The organism is Pseudomonas lopnurensis (assembly GCF_015070855.1).
Lineage (GTDB): Bacteria > Pseudomonadota > Gammaproteobacteria > Pseudomonadales > Pseudomonadaceae > Stutzerimonas > Stutzerimonas lopnurensis.
The window spans coordinates 315-20,079 of record NZ_JADDIX010000098.1 but is presented as its reverse complement, the minus strand read 5'-3'; the positions used below and the strand labels follow the sequence as shown (position 1 = coordinate 20,079).

The window sequence follows — 19,765 nt, the reverse complement described above, 5'->3', positions numbered from 1 at the left end:
CGTGGTAAGGTCAGCGGCCGACGACCAACCCGAGACCGGTGCATGTATCACACCTTCGTTCCCGTTCTGCTGCTGCGCATCCTGGTTGCCGGCTCGGCGATGAGCCTGATGGTCGCTTGTGCGGCGGAACCCCTTGCCCAATCCAACCTGGTCGACAGCGCATCCGTCGCGGGTCAGCGCAGCGCGACTGCCGTCGTCGACGCACTTGTCGAACCCAGCCGGCCCAGCTTCGAACAGTGGCGCGAACAGTTTCGCGGCGAAGCGCTGGTGGCCGGTATTTCCGCTGCGACCTTCGACCGGGCCTTTGCCGGAGTTCTTCCCGACCCCGGCGTGATCGAGGCCGATCGCAGCCAGCCGGAGTTCACCCGGCCGGTCTGGAAGTATCTGGAAGGGGCCATCTCAGCGCAGCGCGTGCGCACCGGCCGGCGCCTGCTCAACGAACACGCCGCCACCCTGGACCGCATCGAGGCCCGCTACGGCGTCGATCGCGAAGCGCTGGTGGCGGTCTGGGGACTGGAAAGCAGTTTCGGCCAGATCATGGGCGACAAGTCGGTGATCCGCTCGCTGGCCACCCTCGCCCACGAGGGCCGCCGTCCCGCGTTCGCCAAGAGCCAGTTGCTCGCCGCGCTGGACATCCTGCAGCACGGCGACATCCGCCCGGAACAGATGCGCGGCTCCTGGGCCGGCGCCATGGGCCAGACCCAGTTCATCCCGACCACCTATAACACCCATGCGGTGGACTTCGACGGCGACGGTCGGCGCGACATCTGGAACAGTTCCGCCGACGCACTCGCCTCGGCCGCGCACTACCTGCAGGCGTCCGGCTGGAAACAGGGCCAGCCCTGGGGTTTCGAAGTGCAGTTGCCGACGGGCTTCGACTACGCCCTGGCCGACAACGAGATACGCAAGCCGCTGGCCGACTGGCGCAGCCTCGGCCTGCGCGGCCTGCCCAGCGACAGGGACGAGGCCAGCGCCAGCCTGCTGCTGCCGGCCGGCCACCGCGGCCCGGCGTTCCTGATCCTCGACAACTTCCGCGCCATCCTGCGCTACAACAATTCCTCGGCCTACGCGCTGGCCATCGGGCTGCTGGCGGAGAGTTTCCAGGGCAAGGGCCAGGTGGCCGGGAGCTGGCCGCGCGGCGAACAGCCGTTGAGCCGCACCGAGCGCCTGGAACTGCAGGAGCGCCTGCTGGCCCAAGGGTTCGATGCCGGCATGCCGGACGGCATCATCGGCGCCAATACGCGCAGGGCCATCCGGGGTTTCCAGCAGCGCCTGGGCTGGCCGGCCGACGGGCACCCCACCCAGGAACTGCTGGGGCAGTTACGCGCCCAGCCCCTCGACGAACCCAGCCGAAGCCCTTGAAGAGGCACGCGTCCGAGTGGCTATCGGTGTCATGACTCATGGGATCGGCGGCGGGGACGAAAGCAGAAGTACCAGCACGTTCGGTGGTCGGTTTTGCCAACCCGCTAGCAGCGACACCAACGCACCCACAAAAAAGCCCCGGCAGACCATGCCGGGGCTTTTTCTTCCATCCATAGCGCAGGCCTGAAGACCATCAATGCTTGACGGCTACCTCGTAGAGGTAATCCGGCAGCGGGTCGATGACCACCTGCTGGCCCTTGTAATGGGCCTGTACCGCCTCGCGCGGCACCACGCCGTGCGGTACCCGCTGGTCGCCGCCCAGACGCTGGCGCGCCCGGTAGTCGATCACGCAACCATCGGCCTCGACCCAGAAATGCGGCGACAGCACCTTACCGTCCAGCTCCACCTGCCCCAACATCGCTTGGTACGGGATATGCTGCTTGGCCAGACGCGTCACCACCAGGCGGCTCATCGCGTCGCATTCGACCTTCGCGGCATCCAGATCATCAAGCAAGTTCTTTAACTGGGGTTCGTTCATCTGCAGTGGCCCTCGGTTGGCCTCGTGGTGTAAACGGAGCCACTATAGACCAAAGTCTAATGCGGTGAAATGCCGCAATTTTCTTGCCAACCCCATCACAATCTGCGCCCCACCGATCAGCCGATGCCTTGCCTCGCGGTTCAGTGAATGGCGCACATCAGCTCGAAACGCGACTGCGTTCCGTAGGAGCGGGCCATGCCCGCGAAGATAACCACGCTTGTGCATGGGCCTTGTTCGCGGGCATGGACTCGGCGTCCCCGCCCGCTCCCACAAGGGTACGTACATCCGCAACAGCCAACTCAGGCAGAGCCAAAAAGAAAAACCGCGCGAACAACCTGGGCTGTCCGCGCGGTTTCTCAAAGAGTTCGGCCTGGCTTTGGCCATGCCGGAGCGGCGCTCAGTCCTGCTTGGCGCCGTGCGCCTGCTGATCGGCGTGGTAGGACGAACGCACCAGCGGGCCGGAGGCGATGTTCTTGAAGCCCATCTTCATCCCTTCCTCGGCGAACCAGGCGAAGGTGTCGGGATGGACGAAGCGCTGCACCGGCAGATGACTGCGCGAGGGCTGCAGGTACTGGCCGAGGGTCAGCATGTCGATGTCGTGCTCACGCATGCGCTGCATGACCTCGATGACTTCCTCGTCGGTCTCGCCCAGCCCGAGCATCAGCCCAGACTTGGTCGGCACCCCCGGCACGCGCTGCTTGAACTTCTCCAGCAGGTCCAGCGACCACTCGAAGTCCGAACCCGGGCGCGAGGACTTGTACAACCGCGGCACGGTTTCCAGGTTGTGGTTGAACACGTCCGGCGGCTCGCTGGCGGTGATCTCCAGGGCGATTTCCATGCGCCCGCGGTAGTCGGGCACCAGGGTTTCCAGCTGGATGCCCGGCGACAGCTTGCGGATCTCGCGCAGGCAGTCGGCGAAATGCTGGGCGCCGCCGTCGCGCAGGTCGTCGCGGTCCACCGAGGTGATCACCACGTATTTCAGGCGCATGTCGGCGATGGCCTGGGCGAGGTTCTTCGGCTCGTTGGGGTCCAGCGCATTGGGCCGGCCGTGGCCGACGTCGCAGAACGGGCAACGGCGGGTGCAGATGTCGCCCATGATCATGAAGGTGGCGGTGCCGCTGGAGAAGCATTCGCCCAGGTTCGGGCAGGAGGCTTCCTCGCAGACGCTGTGCAGCTTGTGCTTGCGCAGTGTCTGCTTGATCTGATCGACCTCGGGCGAAACCGGAATGCGCACCCGGATCCAGTCGGGCTTCTTCGGCAGCTCGTCGGTGGGAATGATCTTCACCGGAATCCGCGCGACCTTCTCCGCTCCGCGCAGCTTGACGCCTGCCTCTACCTTGGCCGGACGCTTGCCCGCTGTTTCTACACTACTCATATGCTTCGATTCCGCCCGCGAGGGTCTTCTGTTGCGCGTATCCGAGCTGCCGAACCAGTTGCGCTCGCAGTCGGCCGAGGACTTCAGAGAAGTCGACCGGGCCGATCAGGTCACGCAACTGGGTCATGGGCAGCCCTGCATAACCGCAGGGGTTTATGCGCCGGAAAGGTTCGAGATCCATGTCCACGTTCAGCGCCAGGCCGTGGAAGGAGCGGCCGTTGCGAATGCGCAGGCCCAGGGAGGCGATCTTCGCGCCGTCGACGTAGACACCCGGTGCATCCGGCTTGGCCACGGCCTCGACGCCATAGCCGGCCAGCAGCGCGACCAGGCTCTGCTCGATACGGCTGACCAGTTCGCGCACGCCGATGCCGAGCCGGCGCACGTCCAGCAACAGGTAGCCGACCAACTGGCCCGGCCCGTGATAGGTCACCTGCCCGCCACGGTCGACCTGCACCACCGGAATATCACCGGGGAACAGCACGTGTTCGGCCTTGCCCGCCTGGCCCTGGGTAAACACCGGGGGGTGCTGCAGCAGCCAGATCTCATCGCCGCTGTCGGGGCCGCGGGTGTTGGTGAAATGCTGCATGGCCTGCCAGGCAGTCCGATAGTCGATCAGACCGAGCTCACGCACACCCACGTCGTGGGTCATCACAGCACCATATGGACACGGCCAGTGGCGCGCAGGTCGATATGAATGGCCTGCAGCTGCTCGACGCCGGTAGCAGTGATCAGCACCTGCAGCGACAGGAAGCGCCCGTTGCGGCTGTCGCGCGTGACCACCGTGGTTTCGTCGAAGCCCGGTGCGTGACGCTGGATCACCTCGATCACGGCCTCGCGGAAGCCCTCGCCGGCGTCGCCGATCACCTTGATCGGGTAACGCTCGCAGGGGAAGTCGATCTTGGGCGCGGGAATATCGTTTTGGCTATCGGTCATGGCGTAACGGACTCGTGATCCGCAGGCGCGCCGAGGCCGGATGGGCCAGGACGCGCTCGAGCGTGGTCAGTTGAACAGGCTGTAGAAGAACAGGCGAATGCTATCCCAAAAACGCCGGAACAGCCCACCTTCTTCGACGGCCTCCAGGGCAACCAGATCGGTGCTGCGCACCACCTTGTCGCCCAGCTTGACCTCGACCTTGCCGATCACGTCGCCCTGCTGGATCGGCGCGGTCAGGGTGCCGTCGAAGCTCATCACCGCCTCCAGCTTCTCCACCTGGCCACGCGGCAGGGTCATGGTGAGGTCCTGGGCCAGGCCGGCCTTGAGCGTGTCCTGCTGGCCCTTCCAGACCTGCGCCTGCGCCAGTTCCTGGCCCTTCTGGTAGAAGGTGCGGGTCTCGAAGAAACGGAAGCCGTAGGTCAGCAGCTTCTGCGTCTCGGCGGCGCGCGCCTGCTCGCTGGCGGTGCCGAATACCACGGAAATCAGGCGCATGCCATCGCGCACCGCGGACGCCACCAGGCAATAGCCGGCTTCCTCGGTGTGCCCGGTCTTCAGGCCGTCGACGGTCTTGTCGCGCCACAGCAGCAGATTGCGGTTGGGCTGCTTGATGTTGTTCCAGAAGAATTCCTTCTGCGCGTAGATGGCGTAGTGCGCCGGGTCCTCGTAGATGATCGCGCGGGCCAGCTTGGCCATGTCGTGGGCCGAGGAGTAGTGCTCCGGGTGCGGCAGGCCGGTCGCATTGACGAAGTGCGTGTTGCTCATGCCCAGGCGCTGCGCGGTGCTGTTCATCAGGTCGGCGAAGGCTTCCTCGCTGCCGGCGATGTGCTCGGCCATCGCCACGCTGGCGTCGTTGCCGGACTGGATGATGATGCCGTGCAGCAGATCGTCCACCGACACCTGGGTATCGACCTGGATGAACATCCGCGAACCGCCGGTGCGCCAGGCCTTCTCGCTGACGTTGACCATGTCGCGGTCGCTGATCTGGCCTTTCTGGATTTCCAGGGTGGCGATGTAGGCGGTCATCAGCTTGGTCAGGCTGGCCGGCGGCAGGCGCTCGTCGCCGTTGTGCTCCACCAGCACCTCGCCGCTGGCCGCGTCCAACAGCATGTAGGACTTGGCCGCCAGTTGCGGGGCGGACGGCACGATCGGGGCCGCCCAGGCGGCCGGGGCGAGCGTCAGCAGGGCGAGGACTACGAAGCGGTTAACGAAGCTGGTGATATTCATCCGAATCTCAAGTTGGTCAGGTAAAACAGGGGGTCGATAGTACGGATCAGTCGGCTGCCACGCGCCTGGGTTGCCCCAGGTTGGCCAGGCGGACACTCTGTTCGAGCCGCACGGCTTCGTCCGGCGTGTCGATGGGCCCCAGCCGTACCCGGTGCAGGGTCTGCTGGTTGAGCACCACCGAGCTGATGAATACCGGGGCGGAAACCACGCCGCTCAGCTTGTCCTTGAGCAGTTGCGCCGCATCCGGATTGGCGAAGGCGCCCACCTGGAGAAACAGGCCGGCGGCCGCGGACGAAGCGTTTGCGTTTGCCGCTACCTCGACCGGCACGGTGGCCGCGGCGTGCTGCTGGGGCGGTGGCGTGTACTGCTCGATGGGCTGCGCCATGCTGCTGGCCGCCGGCCTGGCCGCGGCCACCTGCGGCTGCGCCAGCACGGTGGGCACCGGACGGCCCTGTTCGGCCCACCAGGCGTGAGGGTCGATACCCTCGACCTTCACTCGCGCCGTGCCGCTTTCAGCGTAGCCGAGCTTCTTCGCCGCCGCGAAGGAAAGATCGATGATGCGATCGGAATAGAACGGCCCGCGGTCGTTGACCCGCAGCGTCACGCTTTTGCCGTTGTCCAGGTTGGTCACCTTGACATAGCTCGGCAGCGGCAAGGTCTTGTGCGCCGCGCTCATACCGTACAGGTCGTACTTCTCGCCGTTGGCGGTCGGCTGGCCATGGAACTTGGTGCCGTACCAGGAAGCGGTCCCGGTGGCCGAATAGCGGCGACCGTCGTTGATCGGGTAGTAGGTCTTGCCCAGCACAGTGTAGGGGTTGGCCTTCACCGGGCCGTAATGCGGCATGGGTATCGCGTCCGGGATCTGCGAAACATCCACGTCCCACCAGGGCGCGCCATCCTTGTGCGGGCGCGCATAGTCGCCGGGGCCGCTGATACCGCTGCCCTTGCCCGCCGAGACGGTTGGCGTGGGTGCCGACGAGCAGCTCGCCAACAGCGCAGCGGTGATGCCCAGTGCCACCAGCCTGGAGCAGGGAGTCATCATTGTGCGCCTCGTGCTTCGGCCAGTCGCTGAGACAGTTGGTGAACCGCCATGGCATACATCACGCTGCGGTTGTAGCGCGTGATGACATAGAAATTCGGCAGCCCCAGCCAGTATTCGTCGCCCTCGGCGCCTTCCAGGCGGAACGCCGTCACGGCCGTCTCATCGGCCACCGGCTGCCGGGTTTTCCAGCCCAGGCTGCGCAATTGGGCGGCATTCTTCAGCGGCTCCAGGCCGACCGTCAGGCCTTCCTCGTAACGCTCGCCGGACACTTCGGCGCGCGCCACCACGGGCTCGCCCGCCACCCAGCCGTGCTGCTTGAAGTAGCTGGCGGCACTGCCGATGGCATCCACCGGGTTGTTCCAGATGTCGATGTGGCCATCGCCGTCGAAATCCACCGCATAGGCGCGGAAACTGCTCGGCATGAACTGCGGCAGGCCCATGGCGCCGGCATAGGAGCCCTTGAGCGTGAGCGGATCGACCTGTTCTTCGCGGGCGAGCAGGAGGAATTCCTTGAGCTGCTGGCGGAAGAAGGGCTGGCGCGGCGGATAGTCGAAGCCCAGCGTGGACAGCGCGTCGATGACCCGGTAGTTGCCGGTGTTGCGTCCGTAGAAGGTTTCCACGCCGATGATGGCGACGATCACCTCGGCCGGCACGCCGTATTCGGCCTCGGCGCGCCCCAGCGCCTCCTGGTTTTCGCGCCAGAAGTCGACGCCCTGGGCGATGCGCGAGTCGGTGATGAAGATCGGCCGGTATTCCTTCCACGGCTTGACCCGTTCGGCCGGCCGCGAAATGGCATCGAGAATGACCTGCTTGCGCTCGGCCTGGGCGAACAGTTCGAGCAACTGTTCGTCGGCGAAGCCGTAGTCGCGGGTCATCTCGGCGACGAACTCGTGCACGTTGGGCCCCGCGTAATCGGCCGCCAGCAGCGGTTGAGCCCCCATGACCGCGCCAGCCAAGCCCATGCCCCCGAACATCCGTGCCACCCAGCCACGCCGTAATGCAATCAACGAATTCACTCTCAAACCTGCGCGATCCACTTGCGATGGGTGTGGATCGACATCAAAACCCCGAACCCTGACAGCAGGGTCACCAACGAAGTTCCACCATAGCTGATGAAGGGCAACGGCACCCCCACCACCGGCAGCAGCCCACTGACCATACCGATATTGACGAAAACGTAAACGAAGAATGTCATCGTCAACGCACCGGCTAACAATTTTCCGAACAGCGTCTGCGCCTGCACGGTGATCACCAGCCCGCGGGTGATCAGCAGCAGGTACACCAGCAACAGCAGGCAGACGCCCACCAGGCCGAACTCTTCGGCGAGCACCGCGATGATAAAGTCGGTATGGCTTTCCGGCAAAAAATCCAGGTGCGACTGGGTGCCGGCCAGCCAGCCCTTGCCAAAGACCCCGCCCGAGCCGATCGCCGCCTTCGACTGGATGATGTTCCAGCCGGTGCCCAGCGGATCGCTCTCCGGATCGAGGAAGGTCAGCACGCGCTGCTTCTGGTAGTTGTGCAGCACGAAGAACCACATGCCCACCGCGATCGGCACCACCGCTGCCACCGCCCCGACGATCCAGCGCCAGCGCAGGCCGCCGATGAACAGCACGAAGGCGCCTGAGGCGAGGATCAGCAGAGCCGTGCCGAGATCGGGCTGCTTGAGGATCAGCACGAAGGGAATCAGGATCAGCGCCAGGCTGATGGCGGTGTGCTTGAGGCTCGGCGGCAGGCTGCGCGTGGAGAGATACCAGGCGATGGTCATCGGCATGATGATCTTCATGAATTCGGACGGCTGGAAGCGGATCAGCCCCGGGATGTTGATCCAGCGCGTCGCGCCCATCGCGGTATGCCCCGCGACTTCCACCGCGACCAGCAGCGTCACCACGCCCAGGTAGCCCAACGGCACCCAGCGCGCCATGAAGCGCGGCTCGAACTGGGCGATCACCAGCATTGCGCCGAGACCGATGCCGAAGGACGTCGCCTGCTTGATCACCAGGTCCCAGTTCTTGCCGCTGGCCGAATAGAGGATGAACAGGCTGCCGGCGGCCAGGATCAGCAACAGCAACAGCAACAGGCCGTCGATATGCAGGCGCAGCAACAGGCTGGCGCGACGCCGCAGGGTGTCGCGCGACAGGACGCGATCGAAGTTGCCGCTCATGGCTTTTCCCCGTCCGCGGTCAACGGCGGAGCGAACTCGGCCTTCAGTTTGCCGTCCTCGTCCAGCAGCCAGGCATCCATCACCATCTTGGCCACCGGCGCGGCGACGCCCGAGCCGGATTCGCCGTTCTCGACCATCACCGCCACGGCGATCTGCGGATCGTGCACCGGCGCGAACGCGACGAACAGCGCATGGTCGCGATGTCGCTCGGCCAGCTTGGCACTGTCGTACTTCTCGCCCTGCCTGATCGCCACCACCTGCGCGGTACCGCTCTTGCCGGCGATGCGGTAGGCCGAGGCGTCACCGACCTTGCGCGCCGTGCCACGCGGGCCATGCAGGACCTGCTCCATGCCGTGCGCGGCGTAATCCCAGTAGCGCGGGTCGCGCAGCTCGATGTCCGGCAGCGGATTGGGGTCTCGCGGCGGCTCGCCAGCGATGCTGCGTGCCAGGTGCGGGCGAATCCACTTGCCGCGGGTCGCCACCAGGGCGGTGGCCTGGGCCAGCTGCAGCGGCGTGGCCTGCATGTAGCCCTGGCCGATGCCGAGAATCACCGTTTCGCCGGGATACCAGGATTGGCGGTAGCGCGCCCGCTTCCATTCGCGCGACGGCATCAGCCCCGCGGTTTCCTCGAACATGTCCAGCGAGACCCGCTGCCCCAGGCCGAAGCGGGTCATGTAGTCGTGCATGCGATCGATGCCCAGTTTGTGCGCCATGTCGTAGAAGTAGGTGTCGTTGGAACGGGCGATGGCCAGATCCAGGTTCACCCAGCCATCGCCGCTGCGGTTCCAGTTGCGGTACTTGTGCTGGACATTGGGCAACTGGAAGAAGCCCGGATCGAACACCCGGCTGGTCGGCGTGATCACGCCGGCATCGAGCCCGGCGACGGCCATCATCGGCTTGATGGTCGAGCCCGGCGGGTAGAGCCCGCGCAGCACCCGGTTGTACAGCGGGCGGTCGATGGAGTCGCGCAGCTCGCCATAGTCCTTGAAGCTGATGCCGGTGACGAACAGGTTGGGGTTGAAGCTCGGCTGGCTGACCATCGCCACCACCTCGCCGGAATTGGGCAGCAGCGCGACGATTGCGCCGCGGCGCCCGCCCAGGGCCTGCTCCGCGGCTTCCTGCAGGTCGAGATCCAGCGACAGGGTGATGTCCTTGCCGGGCACCGGATCGGTCCGCTTGAGCACGCGCAGGACCCGCCCGCGGGCATTGGTCTCCACCTCCTCGTAGCCGACCTGGCCGTGCAGCACGTCCTCGTAGAACTTCTCGATGCCGGTCTTGCCGATATGGTGCGTGCCGCTGTAGTTGACCGGGTCGAGCTGCTTGAGCTCCTGCTCGTTGATCCGCCCGACGTAGCCCACCGAATGCGCGAAATGTGCCCCCTGCGGGTAATGGCGGACCAGTTGCGCCGCCACCTCGACGCCGGGCAGACGGAACTGGTTCACCGCGACGCGCGCGATCTGCTCTTCGGACAGCTCGTACAGGATCGGCACCGGCTCGAACGGCCGGCGCCCCTGCAGCACGCGCTTCTCGAACAGCACGCGGTCTTCCTCGCTCAGCCCCAGCACTTCCACTACCGAATCCAGCACCCGCTTCCAGTCGCCGGCCCGCTCGCGGGTCACGGTCAGGCTGAAGCTCGGCCGGTTGTCGGCAATGACCCGTCCCTGGCGATCGAAGATCAGCCCGCGGTTGGGCGGAATCGGCTGCACGTGAACGCGGTTGTTCTCCGAGAGCGTCGAGTGGTACTCGAACTGCACCACTTGCAAGTAATACATCCGCGCCGCCAGCACGCCGATCAGCAGCAACACGAGAACGAGGCCCACCAGGACACGACGGCGCACCAGAATGGCGTCCTTTTCGTGATCCTTGAGCTGAATCGGTTGCGGCATCTTGAAGGGGTTCGCGTACTACTTGTGATAGGGATGACCGGACAGCAGCGTCCAGGCGCGGTAGATCTGTTCGCCGATCAGGATACGCACCAGCGGGTGCGGCAGGGTCAGCGGCGACAGCGACCAGCGCTGCTCGCTGCGCGCGCAGACCTCGGGCGCCAGCCCTTCCGGGCCGCCAACCATCAGGTTGACGTTGCGCGCATCGAGGCGCCAGCGTTCCAGCTCCGCCGCCAGCTGTTCGGTGCTCCAGGGCTTGCCGTGCACCTCCAGCGTGACGATACGCTCGCCGGGCTGGACCTTGCCCAGCATGGCCTCGCCTTCCTGGCGAATCAACCGCGCCACGTCGGCATTCTTGCCGCGGGTGTTGAGCGGGACCTCGTGCAGCTCCAGCGGCAGCTCGGACGGCAGCCGCTTGGCATATTCCTGCCAGCCGTCCTCGACCCAGCGCGGCATCTTCGAGCCGACCGCAATCAGCTTGATTCGCACGGCTTATTCCGGGTCTTGAGCGTGCTGCGCGCGACTCTGCTCGGCGCCCTGCCAGAGGCGCTCGAGGTCGTAGAACTGGCGGGTCGGCACCTGCATCACGTGGACGACCACATCACCCAGGTCGAGCAGCGCCCACTCACCGCCTTCGAGACCTTCGCTGCCCAGCGGGCGAACGCCCTGCTCCTTGACCTTCTCCAGCACGTTTTCGACGAGCGATTTGACGTGCCGGCTGGAACTGCCGCTGGCGATGATCATGTAGTCGGTGACGCTGGTCTTGCCGCGGACATCGATGGTGGTGATGTCCTGGCCTTTCAGGTCTTCCAGCGCGGCGACCGCCAGCTGGACCAAAGCTTCATTTTGCATAACGTGAAAACAACCTCAGTTCGACGCCCGGTACAGTCCGTGCGCGTTGATATAAGCCAGTACGGCGTCGGGAACCAGGAACCGGATCGACTTGCCGCTGGCCAGCAATTGGCGAATCTGTGTGGCGGACACCTCCAGCGGCGTCTGCCAGACGAAGGCGATCTGTCCGCTGCCACCGGAGAGCGCCTGTGGATCGGGCACGCTGCGCGCCGCGAGCAGATCGCGCAGCGCCTGCGGCGCCTCGCTGCCGGCATCCGGCCGCTGCAGCACGAGGATATGGCAGTAGTCGAGCAGCTCCTCCCAGCGATGCCAGGTGGGCAGCCCGCAGAAGGCATCCCAGCCCACCACCAGCAGCAACTGATCGTCCGCGTCCAGCTCGGCGCGCAGGGAAATCAGCGTATCGATGGTGTAGGACGGCTTTTCCCGCTCCAGCTCGCGCGCGTCCACGCACAGCGGCGGCAGGTCCTGCACCGCCAGGCGCACCATGGCCAGGCGGTCCTGCGCCGAGCAATTGGGGGTATCGCGATGCGGCGGCCGGGCATTGGGAATCAGCCGCAGCTCGTCGAGCCCGAACATCTCGGCCACCTCCAGCGCGCCGCGCAGATGGCCGATGTGCACCGGATCGAAGGTGCCGCCGAGAATGCCGATGCGTCGGGCGCCGCTGCGTCGCGCCATCAAGTGCGAACGTGACCGTCGCCGAAGACCACGTACTTCTCGCTGGTCAGCCCTTCCAGGCCGACCGGGCCGCGGGCATGCAGCTTGTCGGTGGAGATGCCGATCTCGGCGCCCAGGCCGTACTCGAAACCATCGGCGAAACGCGTCGAGGCATTGACCATCACCGAGGCGGAATCCACCTCGGTGATGAAGCGCCGGGCATCGGTGAAGTTCTCCGTCACGATCGCGTCGGTGTGCTGCGAACCGTAACGGTTGATGTGCTCGATGGCCGCATCCAGCGAATCGACGATGCGGATCGAGAGGATCGGCGCGTTGTACTCGGTCGACCAGTCTTGCTCGCTGGCCTCCAGTACGCCGCTGCCGAGCTGTTCACGGGTACGCGGGCAGCCACGCAGCTCGACGCCCTTGTCGCGGTAGATGGCGGCCAGCGGCGGCAGTACCTGCGCGGCCAGCGCACCATGCACCAGCAGCGTTTCCATCGTGTTGCACGGCGCGTAGCGCTGGGTCTTGGCGTTGTCGGCTATGCGGACGGCCTTGTCCACATCGGCGGCGACGTCGATGTAGACGTGGCAGATGCCGTCCAGGTGCTTGATCACCGGCACCCTGGCGTCACGGCTGATGCGCTCGATCAGGCCCTTGCCGCCGCGCGGCACGATCACGTCGACGTATTCCGGCATGCCGATCAGCGCGCCGACGGCGGCGCGGTCGGTGGTTTCCACCACCTGCACGGCGGCGGCCGGCAAGCCGGCCTCGGCCAGGCCGAGCTGGATGCAGCGGGCGATCGCCTGGTTGGAATGGATCGCCTCGGAACCACCGCGCAGGATGGTCGCGTTGCCCGACTTCAGGCACAGGCTGGCGGCATCGATGGTCACGTTGGGACGCGACTCGTAGATGATGCCGACCACGCCCAGCGGCACACGCATCTTGCCGACCTGGATGCCCGACGGCATGTAGCGCATGTCGCGGATCGCGCCGATCGGGTCCGGCAGCGCGGCAACCTGGCGCAGCCCTTCGATCATGCCGTCGATCACCTTGGGCGTCAGCGCCAGGCGATCGAGCATCGCCGCGTCCAGGCCGTTGGCGCGACCACCGGCCAGATCCTTCTGGTTGGCGGCCACCAACTCGTCGCGAGCGGCATCGAGCGCGGCCGCGGCGGCCTGCAGGGCACGGTTCTTCTGCGCGGTGCTGGCACGCGCGAGCACCCGCGAGGCCTCGCGCGCGGCGCGGCCCAGGCGGGTCATGTAGTCGAGCACGGACTCGGTCATGGTCTTGCTGGCCTGACTGAAGGGAAAGCCGCTGATTATAGCCACCCCGGCTGCCCGCGCACAGCGGCGCCGGGTTAAGAACATGCGAAACCCGGCAGCCGGTCACCGTCCCGACAGCCGAGCAGACGGACGGCGGCGTATCATTCGCGGACGAAACCCATGACCCTTTCGCCAGTCGAAAGGCGACCCCGATCCAAGGAAAACCGAATGAGCCAGTGGCTCGACACCCTCACCAGTTGGCTCGCCGTCAATCCGCAATGGCTGGGCCTGGTGCTGCTCATCGTCACCTGCATGGAATGCCTGGCCGTGATCGGCCTGCTCATCCCGGGCACCGTGCTGCTCTTCGCCATCGCGGTGCTGGCCGGCAGCGGCGTGCTGAGCCTCGGCGAAACCCTGCTGATCGGCTTCGTCGGCGGCCTGCTCGGCGACCTGGCGTCCTACGCCCTCGGCCGCCGCTACCATCAGGGCATTCGAAGCCTGCGCGGCCTGCGTGACCATCCCGAATGGCTGCTGCGCGCCGAGCACTATTTCCAGCGCTACGGCGTCGCCAGCCTGCTGGTCGGGCGCTTCATCGGCCCATTGCGGCCCATGCTGCCGATGACCGCCGGCATGCTCGACATGCCGTTCGGGCGTTTCCTGCTGGTCAGCCTGTGCGCTACCGCCGGCTGGTCGATGGCCTATCTGCTGCCCGGCTGGGCTACCGGCGCCGCCTTGCGCCTGCCGCTGGCCGAAGGCTTCTGGAGCGAGGCCGCGATGGTCGCCGGGGCGCTGCTGGCGCTGATCGCGGCGACGGTGCTCGGCAGCCTGCGACAGCTGCGCTGGGTCAGCGCGCTGGCGGCCGGGCTGAGCGGCGCGATCCTGCTCGGCCTGTTCCTCGGCTGGCCACACCTGAAGGAACTCGACGAGGGCCTGCTCGCGGTCATCCAGGGCGAACGCAGTGCGGCGCTCGACCGGGTGATGGTGCTCATCACCCGGGTCGGCGACTTCCACACCCAGCTATGGGCCGGGGTGCTGCTCAGCGTGCTGTTGCTGCTGCTGCGGCAATGGCGCGCGGCGCTGTTCGCCATCCTCACCCTGCTCGGCACCGCGCTGGCCAACGGCGCGTTGAAGGCGGCGTTCGCCCGCGTCCGCCCGGAGGTGCTGATGGAACCGCTGAGCAGCTACAGCTTTCCCAGCGGGCACAGTTCGGCGGCCTTCGCCTTCTTTCTCACCCTCGGCGTGCTCGCCGGACGCGGCCAGCCGCCCCGCCTGCGCCTGACCTGGCTGCTGCTGGCCAGCCTGCCGGCGATCGCCATCGCCCTTTCGCGGGTCTATCTGGGGGTGCATTGGACCACCGACGTCACCGCCGGCGCACTGCTGGCCGCCGGTATCTGCGCAGCCAGCCTGACGCTGGTGCAATGGCGCAGCCCGCTGCTGGCGCTGGCACCCAAGGTGTGGTGGCTGGTCCTGCCGGCCTGTCTCGGCCTGCTCGGGGCGTTCAGTGTCTGGGCGTTGCCGACGGCGATGCAGATGTATCGCTATCAGTAGATCTGGCGCGTCATGGATGCGTCCGGGCATTCGCGAGCAGGTTGGCGCCGAGCGCAGCGAAGCCCAACAGGGATTGGGCACGAACGTGTTGGGCTTCGTCGCTGCGCTCCTCAACCCAACCTACCTTCTCAAGCTACGCGCTGGTATCAAACGCCAACGCCCCCTAACCCTCCTGCAACCGCTCGAGCAGAGCCTGGATCTGCTCCAGCTGCACCTCCGGCTCGTCCAGCCCCAGCAATGCGATCTTCTGCTCGGCCTCGAACGGCAACAGATAGGCCAGTTGGCTGGCCAGCGCCCGCTGCCCAGCGGCCGGCCGGGCCATGCCGAGGCTCTCGACCATCGGATGCTGGCCGAGCGCTTCGAGCAACACCGCAAGATCGGCATGCTGCCCGGCCAGCGGTCGCTCGGCGGCCTCGTCGCGCCAGCTCACCTGGGCCACGGTCAGTTGGTCGCGCAGCACCTCGGATGACTGCACATCGAAACGCCGCCCGCCTTCCACGCGAATGCCGAGCAGGCCATTGGCAAGCTGCTGCCAGTCGCGAATCAGCGCCTCGCAGCCGATAGCGGCGAACGCCGCCGGCGCCGTGCCGACCTCGCGGCCTTCGAGGATGCGCACCACGCCGAAGCCATGCCCGGCCTTCAGGCACTGGCTGACCATGTCCAGGTAACGTGCCTCGAAAATCTGCAGGTCGAGGATGCAACCGGGAAACAGCACGGTATCCAGCGGAAACAACGGCAATCTCATGCAAGCTCCATCACAGCAACAGGGCCACGGCCAGCGGCAGCAGCACCGCGGTCATCACCCCCATCAGGCTCATGGCCAACGCCGCGAAGGCACCGCACTCGTCGCTTTCCTGCAGCGCCTGCGCAGTGCCCACGGCGTGGGCGGTCAGGCCCAGGGCAATACCGCGGGCCGCAGGATGCTGAACCCCGAAACGGCGCAACAGTTCCGGACCGAGAATTGCCCCGAGCACGCCGGTGATCATCACGAACACAGCCGCCAGCGCCACCACGCCGCCGATCTGCTCGGCCACCAGCATGGCGATCGGCGAGGTGACCGACTTCGGCGCCAGCGTCATCAGGATCATTTCGTCCGCGCCGAACGCCCAGGCCAGCGCCATGCCCAACGCGGTGGCGAAGGTCCCGGCGACCAGCAGGGTGATCACGATCGGCCCGAACAGCTCGCGGATCCGCCGCAGGTTCAGGTACAGCGGCACCGCCAGCGCCACCGTGGCCGGCCCCAGCAGGAGCGTCAGCCATTGCGCGCTGATGCGGTATTCCGCGTAGTCGAGACCGCAGAGCAACAGCACGCCGACGATCAGTATCATCGATACCAGCACCGGCTGCAGGAAGACCCAGCGGGTCTTCTCGTAGGCCGCATAGGCCAGCTGGAAGATCACCAGGGTGATGCCGACACCGAACAGCGGGTGATGAATCAGCGCCTGCCAGGCCGCATACCAGTGCAATTCCATCATGCGCCCTCCCGGCGGCCCTGCTTGCGCCTGATCAGCAGTTGCATCAGCCAGCCGGTGAATACCAGCGAGATCAGCAGCGAAATCACCAGCACGCCGACGATCGCCCAGAAGTCCGCGAGAATCGCCTCGGTATAGGCCATCACGCCCACTGCCGGCGGCACCAGCAACAGAGGCAGGTAGCGCAGCAGGCTGCTCGCCGCCAGCTGCAGGGACTCGCTGGCCCGACCACGCGCCAGCAGGCCGGCGAACAGCAGCACCAGGCCGATGATCGGCCCCGGCAGCATGGGCAGGAACAATACGTTGAGCATGGTGCCGAGCAACTGGAACACGACCAGCCAGGTCAAGCCTCTAAGCAGCATGGGAGCCTCCGGCAAAAGTTCGCCATTATATGCCGCAACGCCAGCAGACGCCCGCGCCGCGCTATGACGGGCCATTCGCGCCACCGATGCAGCTTGCTCCGACGCTCGCCGCACGCTGATCTAGGACCAAGCCCCAACCGGCGCCCATGCCCAATCACAAGAAAAATCAGGAGGCCGCATGCCACAGGTACCCGTCGCACAGCTCAAGGACCATATCGGCAAGGCGCTGGGCCGCTCCGCCTGGTTCACGGTCGACCAGCAGCGCGTCGACCAGTTCGCCGACTGCACCGGCGACCACCAGTTCATCCACGTCGACCCCGAGAAAGCCGCGCAGACACCATTCGGCGGCACCATCGCCCACGGTTTCCTCTCGCTGTCGCTGATGCCGATGCTGATGGGCGATCTGCTGGTGGTGCCCGAAGGCACGCGGATGGGTGTCAACTATGGCCTCGACAGCCTGCGTTTCATCCAGCCGGTACGCGTCGGCTCGCGGGTGCGCCTGGCGCTGACGCTGCTCGACGCCTACGAGAAGAATCCCGGCCAGTGGCTGCTCAAGGCCCGCGCCGAGATGGAGATCGAGGGCTCGGAAAAACCCGCCTATATCGCCGAAACCCTGGCGCTGTGCATCCTCTGAACTGCGCTCGAATGCCGCAGCCCGCTTTGTTTGCGGCATACTGCGGGCGTCCTGCCTGAGCGGATGCCCGCATGCTTCGCCTTCTCCCGCTACTGCTGACCTGCCTGCTCGCCGCCTGCGGCGAGGGCGAGCCGCTCGCCCCGCCGAATGCCGTGCTGCCCGACGGCGGACGCTACCGCGGCGAGGTCGTGAATGGCCTGCTGCAGGGCAGCGGCCGCATCGACTACCCCAACGGCAGCTACTACCTCGGGCAGTTCAAGGACGGCCAGTGGCACGGCCAGGGCAGTTGGCTCGGCGCCAACGGCGACCGCTACGAGGGCGAGTTCAGGCACGGCCTGTTCGACGGCCTCGGACGCTTCAGCTATGCCGAGGGCGGCGTCTACGAAGGCCAATTCCAGCGTGGCAGCATGCACGGATACGGGCGCTTCAGCCAGGACGGCACGACCTACGAAGGCGAGTTTCGCGACAACCTCTACCATGGCCAGGGCAGCCTGGAATATGCCGACGGCCTGCGCTACCAGGGACACTTCAGCAAGGGCCAGCCGCAGGGCCCGGGCACCCGCAGCGACGCCGACGGCGTGTTCGCCGGGGAGTTTCGCGACGGCAGCCTGAGTGGCGAGGGCCGCTACCTGGCCAGCAGCGGCGAGCGCTACAGCGGCCAGTTCGAGCACGACCAGTTCCACGGCCAGGGACGCTACGAGGATACCCAGGGCAACATCTGGAGCGGCACTTTCGAGTACGGCGAGCTGAACGGCACCGGCACGCACCTCGCCAGCGACGGCAGCCGCTATGCCGGCCAGTTCCAGCGCTGGCGCTATCACGGCCAGGGCCGCCTCGACCGCCCGGACGGCAGCTTCTACACCGGCGGCTTCCGCCAGGGCCGCTTCGTCGGCGAAGGCGTGCTGACGCTCGCCGACGGTACCCGGCAGCGCGGCGTCTGGCGCAACGACCGGCGCATCCGCGACGAACACGACCGAGCGCTGCCGGACCCGCTGGAACTCGCCCTGCTCGACCAGGGCCGCCTGCTCGACGAGGCCATCGCCGCCCTGCCCGCCTCCACCGCGGCGGCGGAGCTCTACTCGCTGGCGGTCGCCGGCGACGGCCGCCAAAGCGTGTTCCTGCGCGAAACCGACTATGTGCAGCGCTTGCTGGCCCAACGCTTCGCCGCCCACGGGCAGCTCAGCCTGGTCAATCACCGCGCCCACCTCGCCGACCGCCCGCTGGCCACCCGCGAAAACCTGGCACGGGCGATCCAGGCGCTGGCCGAGCGCAGCGGCGAGGAAGACCTGATCTTCCTCTACTTCACCAGCCACGGTTCGGCGGATCACCAGTTGGTGCTCGAGCAGCCGCGCCTGAGCCTCGACGATCTTTCCGCGAAGGATCTCGCGCAGCTACTGGAACCGCTCGCGGCGCGCGATACCCTGGTGGTGATTTCCGCCTGCTATTCGGGCGGCTTCATCGAGCCGCTGAAAGGTCCGCGCACCCTGGTGATGACCGCCGCGCGCGCCGACCGCGTATCCTTCGGCTGCTCGGAGGAAAGCGACTTCACCTATTTCGGCCGCGCCCTGTTCGCCGAGGCGCTGCAAGAGACCGACGACATCGTGCAGGCCTTCACGCTGGCGAAGGCAAAGGTTGCCGAACGCGAGCGCGCCGACGACTATCAGGCTTCGGAACCGCAGCTATGGGCGCCCGAAACGGTTGTCGAACGCTGGCGGCACGTGCTGCGGCAGCGAACCGCGACCACTCAATGATCGCCACAGGAGCGAAACCATGTATCTGACGCCACAACGCATTCTGCTTGCCGGCGCCACCGGACTGACTGGCGAGCACCTGCTCGATCGCCTGCTCAACGAACCCACCGTCGAGCGCGTACTGGCCCCTACACGCAGGCCGCTGGCCGCCCACCCGCGCCTGGAGAATCCGGTCGGCGAACTGCGTGCCTTGCTGCCGCAACTGTCCGGCGACATCGACACCGCCTACTGCTGCCTCGGCAGCACGCGCAAGCAGGCCGGCAGCGAGGAGGCCTTTCGCGCCATCGACCATGACCTGGTGGTGGACTTCGCGCACCGCGCCCGCGAAATGGGCGCACGTCACCTGCTGGTGATCAGCTCGCTGGGCGCCGATCCGGACAGCTCGATCTTCTACTGCCGTGTGAAAGGCGAGATGGAGACGGCGCTGCAACGGCAGGGCTGGCCGCAACTGACCATCGCCCGCCCCTCGCAGCTGCTCGGCCCCCGTCTGGAGCTGCGCCTGGCCGAGCGCATCGCCGCGCCGCTGTCGCAGTTGCTGCCGGGCAAGTACCACGGTATCGAGGCCTGCACCCTGGCCCGCGCCCTCTGGCGCCTGGCGCTGGAGGAAGGCGACGGCGTGCGGATCGTCGAATCGGATGAATTGAGGAAGCTCGGGAAATAGGCTGCAAGCTGCAAGCTGCAAGCTGCAAGCTGCAAGCTGCAAGCTGCA

21 protein-coding genes are annotated in these 19,765 nt (G+C 66.5%); 5 read left to right on the top strand and 16 right to left on the bottom strand.

Annotated elements, in window-relative coordinates:
• Positions 1-42 precede the first annotated feature (42 nt).
• Entirely contained in the window at positions 43-1,362 is a 1,320-nt protein-coding gene (locus IN820_RS20220) for a lytic murein transglycosylase (protein ID WP_193682683.1), read from the top strand.
• Between the two features lie 193 nt (positions 1,363-1,555).
• On the opposite strand, the gene IN820_RS20215 is transcribed toward IN820_RS20220, so the two are convergent.
• From IN820_RS20215 to IN820_RS20155, 13 genes are all read right to left on the bottom strand, one after another.
• Positions 1,556-1,900 carry a hypothetical protein gene (locus tag IN820_RS20215; protein WP_193682682.1) on the bottom strand — a complete coding sequence of 115 codons (345 nt, stop codon included), beginning with the start codon at positions 1,898-1,900 and terminating at the stop codon, positions 1,556-1,558.
• A gap of 397 nt (positions 1,901-2,297) precedes the next feature.
• Positions 2,298-3,275 (bottom strand): lipoyl synthase, encoded by a 978-nt coding sequence (gene lipA / locus IN820_RS20210; protein ID WP_193682681.1) that lies wholly within the window; start codon positions 3,273-3,275, stop codon positions 2,298-2,300.
• Positions 3,268-3,924 carry a lipoyl(octanoyl) transferase LipB gene (lipB, locus tag IN820_RS20205; RefSeq protein ID WP_193682680.1) on the bottom strand — a complete coding sequence of 219 codons (657 nt, stop codon included), beginning with the start codon at positions 3,922-3,924 and terminating at the stop codon, positions 3,268-3,270. The genes lipA and lipB overlap by 8 nt, the downstream gene beginning before the upstream one ends.
• Complete coding sequence (locus IN820_RS20200; protein WP_193682679.1) at positions 3,924-4,208, bottom strand: DUF493 domain-containing protein; 285 nt, start codon at positions 4,206-4,208, stop codon at positions 3,924-3,926. The genes lipB and IN820_RS20200 overlap by 1 nt, the downstream gene beginning before the upstream one ends.
• Positions 4,209-4,274: 66 nt before the next feature.
• Positions 4,275-5,432 carry a D-alanyl-D-alanine carboxypeptidase family protein gene (locus IN820_RS20195; protein WP_193682678.1) on the bottom strand — a complete coding sequence of 386 codons (1,158 nt, stop codon included), beginning with the start codon at positions 5,430-5,432 and terminating at the stop codon, positions 4,275-4,277.
• Positions 5,433-5,478: 46 nt separating this feature from the next.
• Positions 5,479-6,471 carry a septal ring lytic transglycosylase RlpA family protein gene (locus IN820_RS20190; protein WP_193682808.1) on the bottom strand — a complete coding sequence of 331 codons (993 nt, stop codon included), beginning with the start codon at positions 6,469-6,471 and terminating at the stop codon, positions 5,479-5,481.
• Positions 6,471-7,448, bottom strand: a complete 978-nt coding sequence (gene mltB, locus IN820_RS20185) for a lytic murein transglycosylase B (RefSeq protein ID WP_193682807.1) — start codon at positions 7,446-7,448, stop codon at positions 6,471-6,473. The genes IN820_RS20190 and mltB overlap by 1 nt, the downstream gene beginning before the upstream one ends.
• Positions 7,449-7,492: 44 nt before the next feature.
• Positions 7,493-8,596, bottom strand: a complete 1,104-nt coding sequence (gene rodA, locus IN820_RS20180; RefSeq protein ID WP_193682806.1) for a rod shape-determining protein RodA — start codon at positions 8,594-8,596, stop codon at positions 7,493-7,495.
• 35 nt (positions 8,597-8,631) lie between these two features.
• Positions 8,632-10,521: a penicillin-binding protein 2 gene (mrdA, locus tag IN820_RS20175; protein ID WP_193682677.1), complete on the bottom strand. Its 1,890-nt coding sequence runs from the start codon at positions 10,519-10,521 to the stop codon at positions 8,632-8,634.
• Between the two features lie 18 nt (positions 10,522-10,539).
• Positions 10,540-11,007: a 23S rRNA (pseudouridine(1915)-N(3))-methyltransferase RlmH gene (gene rlmH / locus IN820_RS20170; protein WP_193682676.1), complete on the bottom strand. Its 468-nt coding sequence runs from the start codon at positions 11,005-11,007 to the stop codon at positions 10,540-10,542.
• A gap of 3 nt (positions 11,008-11,010) precedes the next feature.
• On the bottom strand, positions 11,011-11,370 hold the full coding sequence (rsfS, locus tag IN820_RS20165) for a ribosome silencing factor (protein ID WP_193682675.1): 360 nt from the start codon (positions 11,368-11,370) through the stop codon (positions 11,011-11,013).
• 15 nt (positions 11,371-11,385) lie between these two features.
• The gene (gene nadD / locus IN820_RS20160) at positions 11,386-12,045 is read right to left on the bottom strand and encodes a nicotinate-nucleotide adenylyltransferase (protein WP_193682674.1); all 660 of its coding nucleotides are present in this window, start codon (positions 12,043-12,045) and stop codon (positions 11,386-11,388) included.
• Complete coding sequence (locus tag IN820_RS20155; protein ID WP_193682805.1) at positions 12,045-13,310, bottom strand: glutamate-5-semialdehyde dehydrogenase; 1,266 nt, start codon at positions 13,308-13,310, stop codon at positions 12,045-12,047. The genes nadD and IN820_RS20155 overlap by 1 nt, the downstream gene beginning before the upstream one ends.
• A 207-nt stretch (positions 13,311-13,517) precedes the next feature.
• Between IN820_RS20155 and IN820_RS20150 the strand changes: the two genes are divergently transcribed.
• Complete coding sequence (locus tag IN820_RS20150) at positions 13,518-14,837, top strand: bifunctional DedA family/phosphatase PAP2 family protein (RefSeq protein ID WP_193682673.1); 1,320 nt, start codon at positions 13,518-13,520, stop codon at positions 14,835-14,837.
• 163 nt (positions 14,838-15,000) lie between these two features.
• Here the strand turns inward: IN820_RS20150 and IN820_RS20145 are convergent, their stop codons facing one another.
• From IN820_RS20145 to IN820_RS20135, 3 genes are read right to left on the bottom strand one after another with little or no spacing between them, the layout of a single operon-like run.
• Entirely contained in the window at positions 15,001-15,582 is a 582-nt protein-coding gene (locus tag IN820_RS20145; RefSeq protein ID WP_193682672.1) for an LON peptidase substrate-binding domain-containing protein, read from the bottom strand.
• Between the two features lie 10 nt (positions 15,583-15,592).
• Entirely contained in the window at positions 15,593-16,303 is a 711-nt protein-coding gene (locus IN820_RS20140; RefSeq protein WP_193682804.1) for an LrgB family protein, read from the bottom strand.
• Between the two features lie 5 nt (positions 16,304-16,308).
• On the bottom strand, positions 16,309-16,671 hold the full coding sequence (locus tag IN820_RS20135; protein WP_193682671.1) for a CidA/LrgA family protein: 363 nt from the start codon (positions 16,669-16,671) through the stop codon (positions 16,309-16,311).
• Between the two features lie 178 nt (positions 16,672-16,849).
• Here IN820_RS20135 and IN820_RS20130 point away from each other — a divergent pair, with 178 nt between their 5' ends.
• The 3 genes from IN820_RS20130 to IN820_RS20120 all read left to right on the top strand — a co-directional run bounded on the left by IN820_RS20130 (position 16,850) and on the right by IN820_RS20120 (position 19,717).
• Positions 16,850-17,305 carry a MaoC family dehydratase gene (locus tag IN820_RS20130; RefSeq protein ID WP_193682670.1) on the top strand — a complete coding sequence of 152 codons (456 nt, stop codon included), beginning with the start codon at positions 16,850-16,852 and terminating at the stop codon, positions 17,303-17,305.
• Between the two features lie 71 nt (positions 17,306-17,376).
• Entirely contained in the window at positions 17,377-19,056 is a 1,680-nt protein-coding gene (locus tag IN820_RS20125; protein WP_193682669.1) for a C13 family peptidase, read from the top strand.
• Between the two features lie 19 nt (positions 19,057-19,075).
• Positions 19,076-19,717 carry an oxidoreductase gene (locus IN820_RS20120; protein ID WP_193682668.1) on the top strand — a complete coding sequence of 214 codons (642 nt, stop codon included), beginning with the start codon at positions 19,076-19,078 and terminating at the stop codon, positions 19,715-19,717.
• Positions 19,718-19,765: the final 48 nt, after the last annotated feature.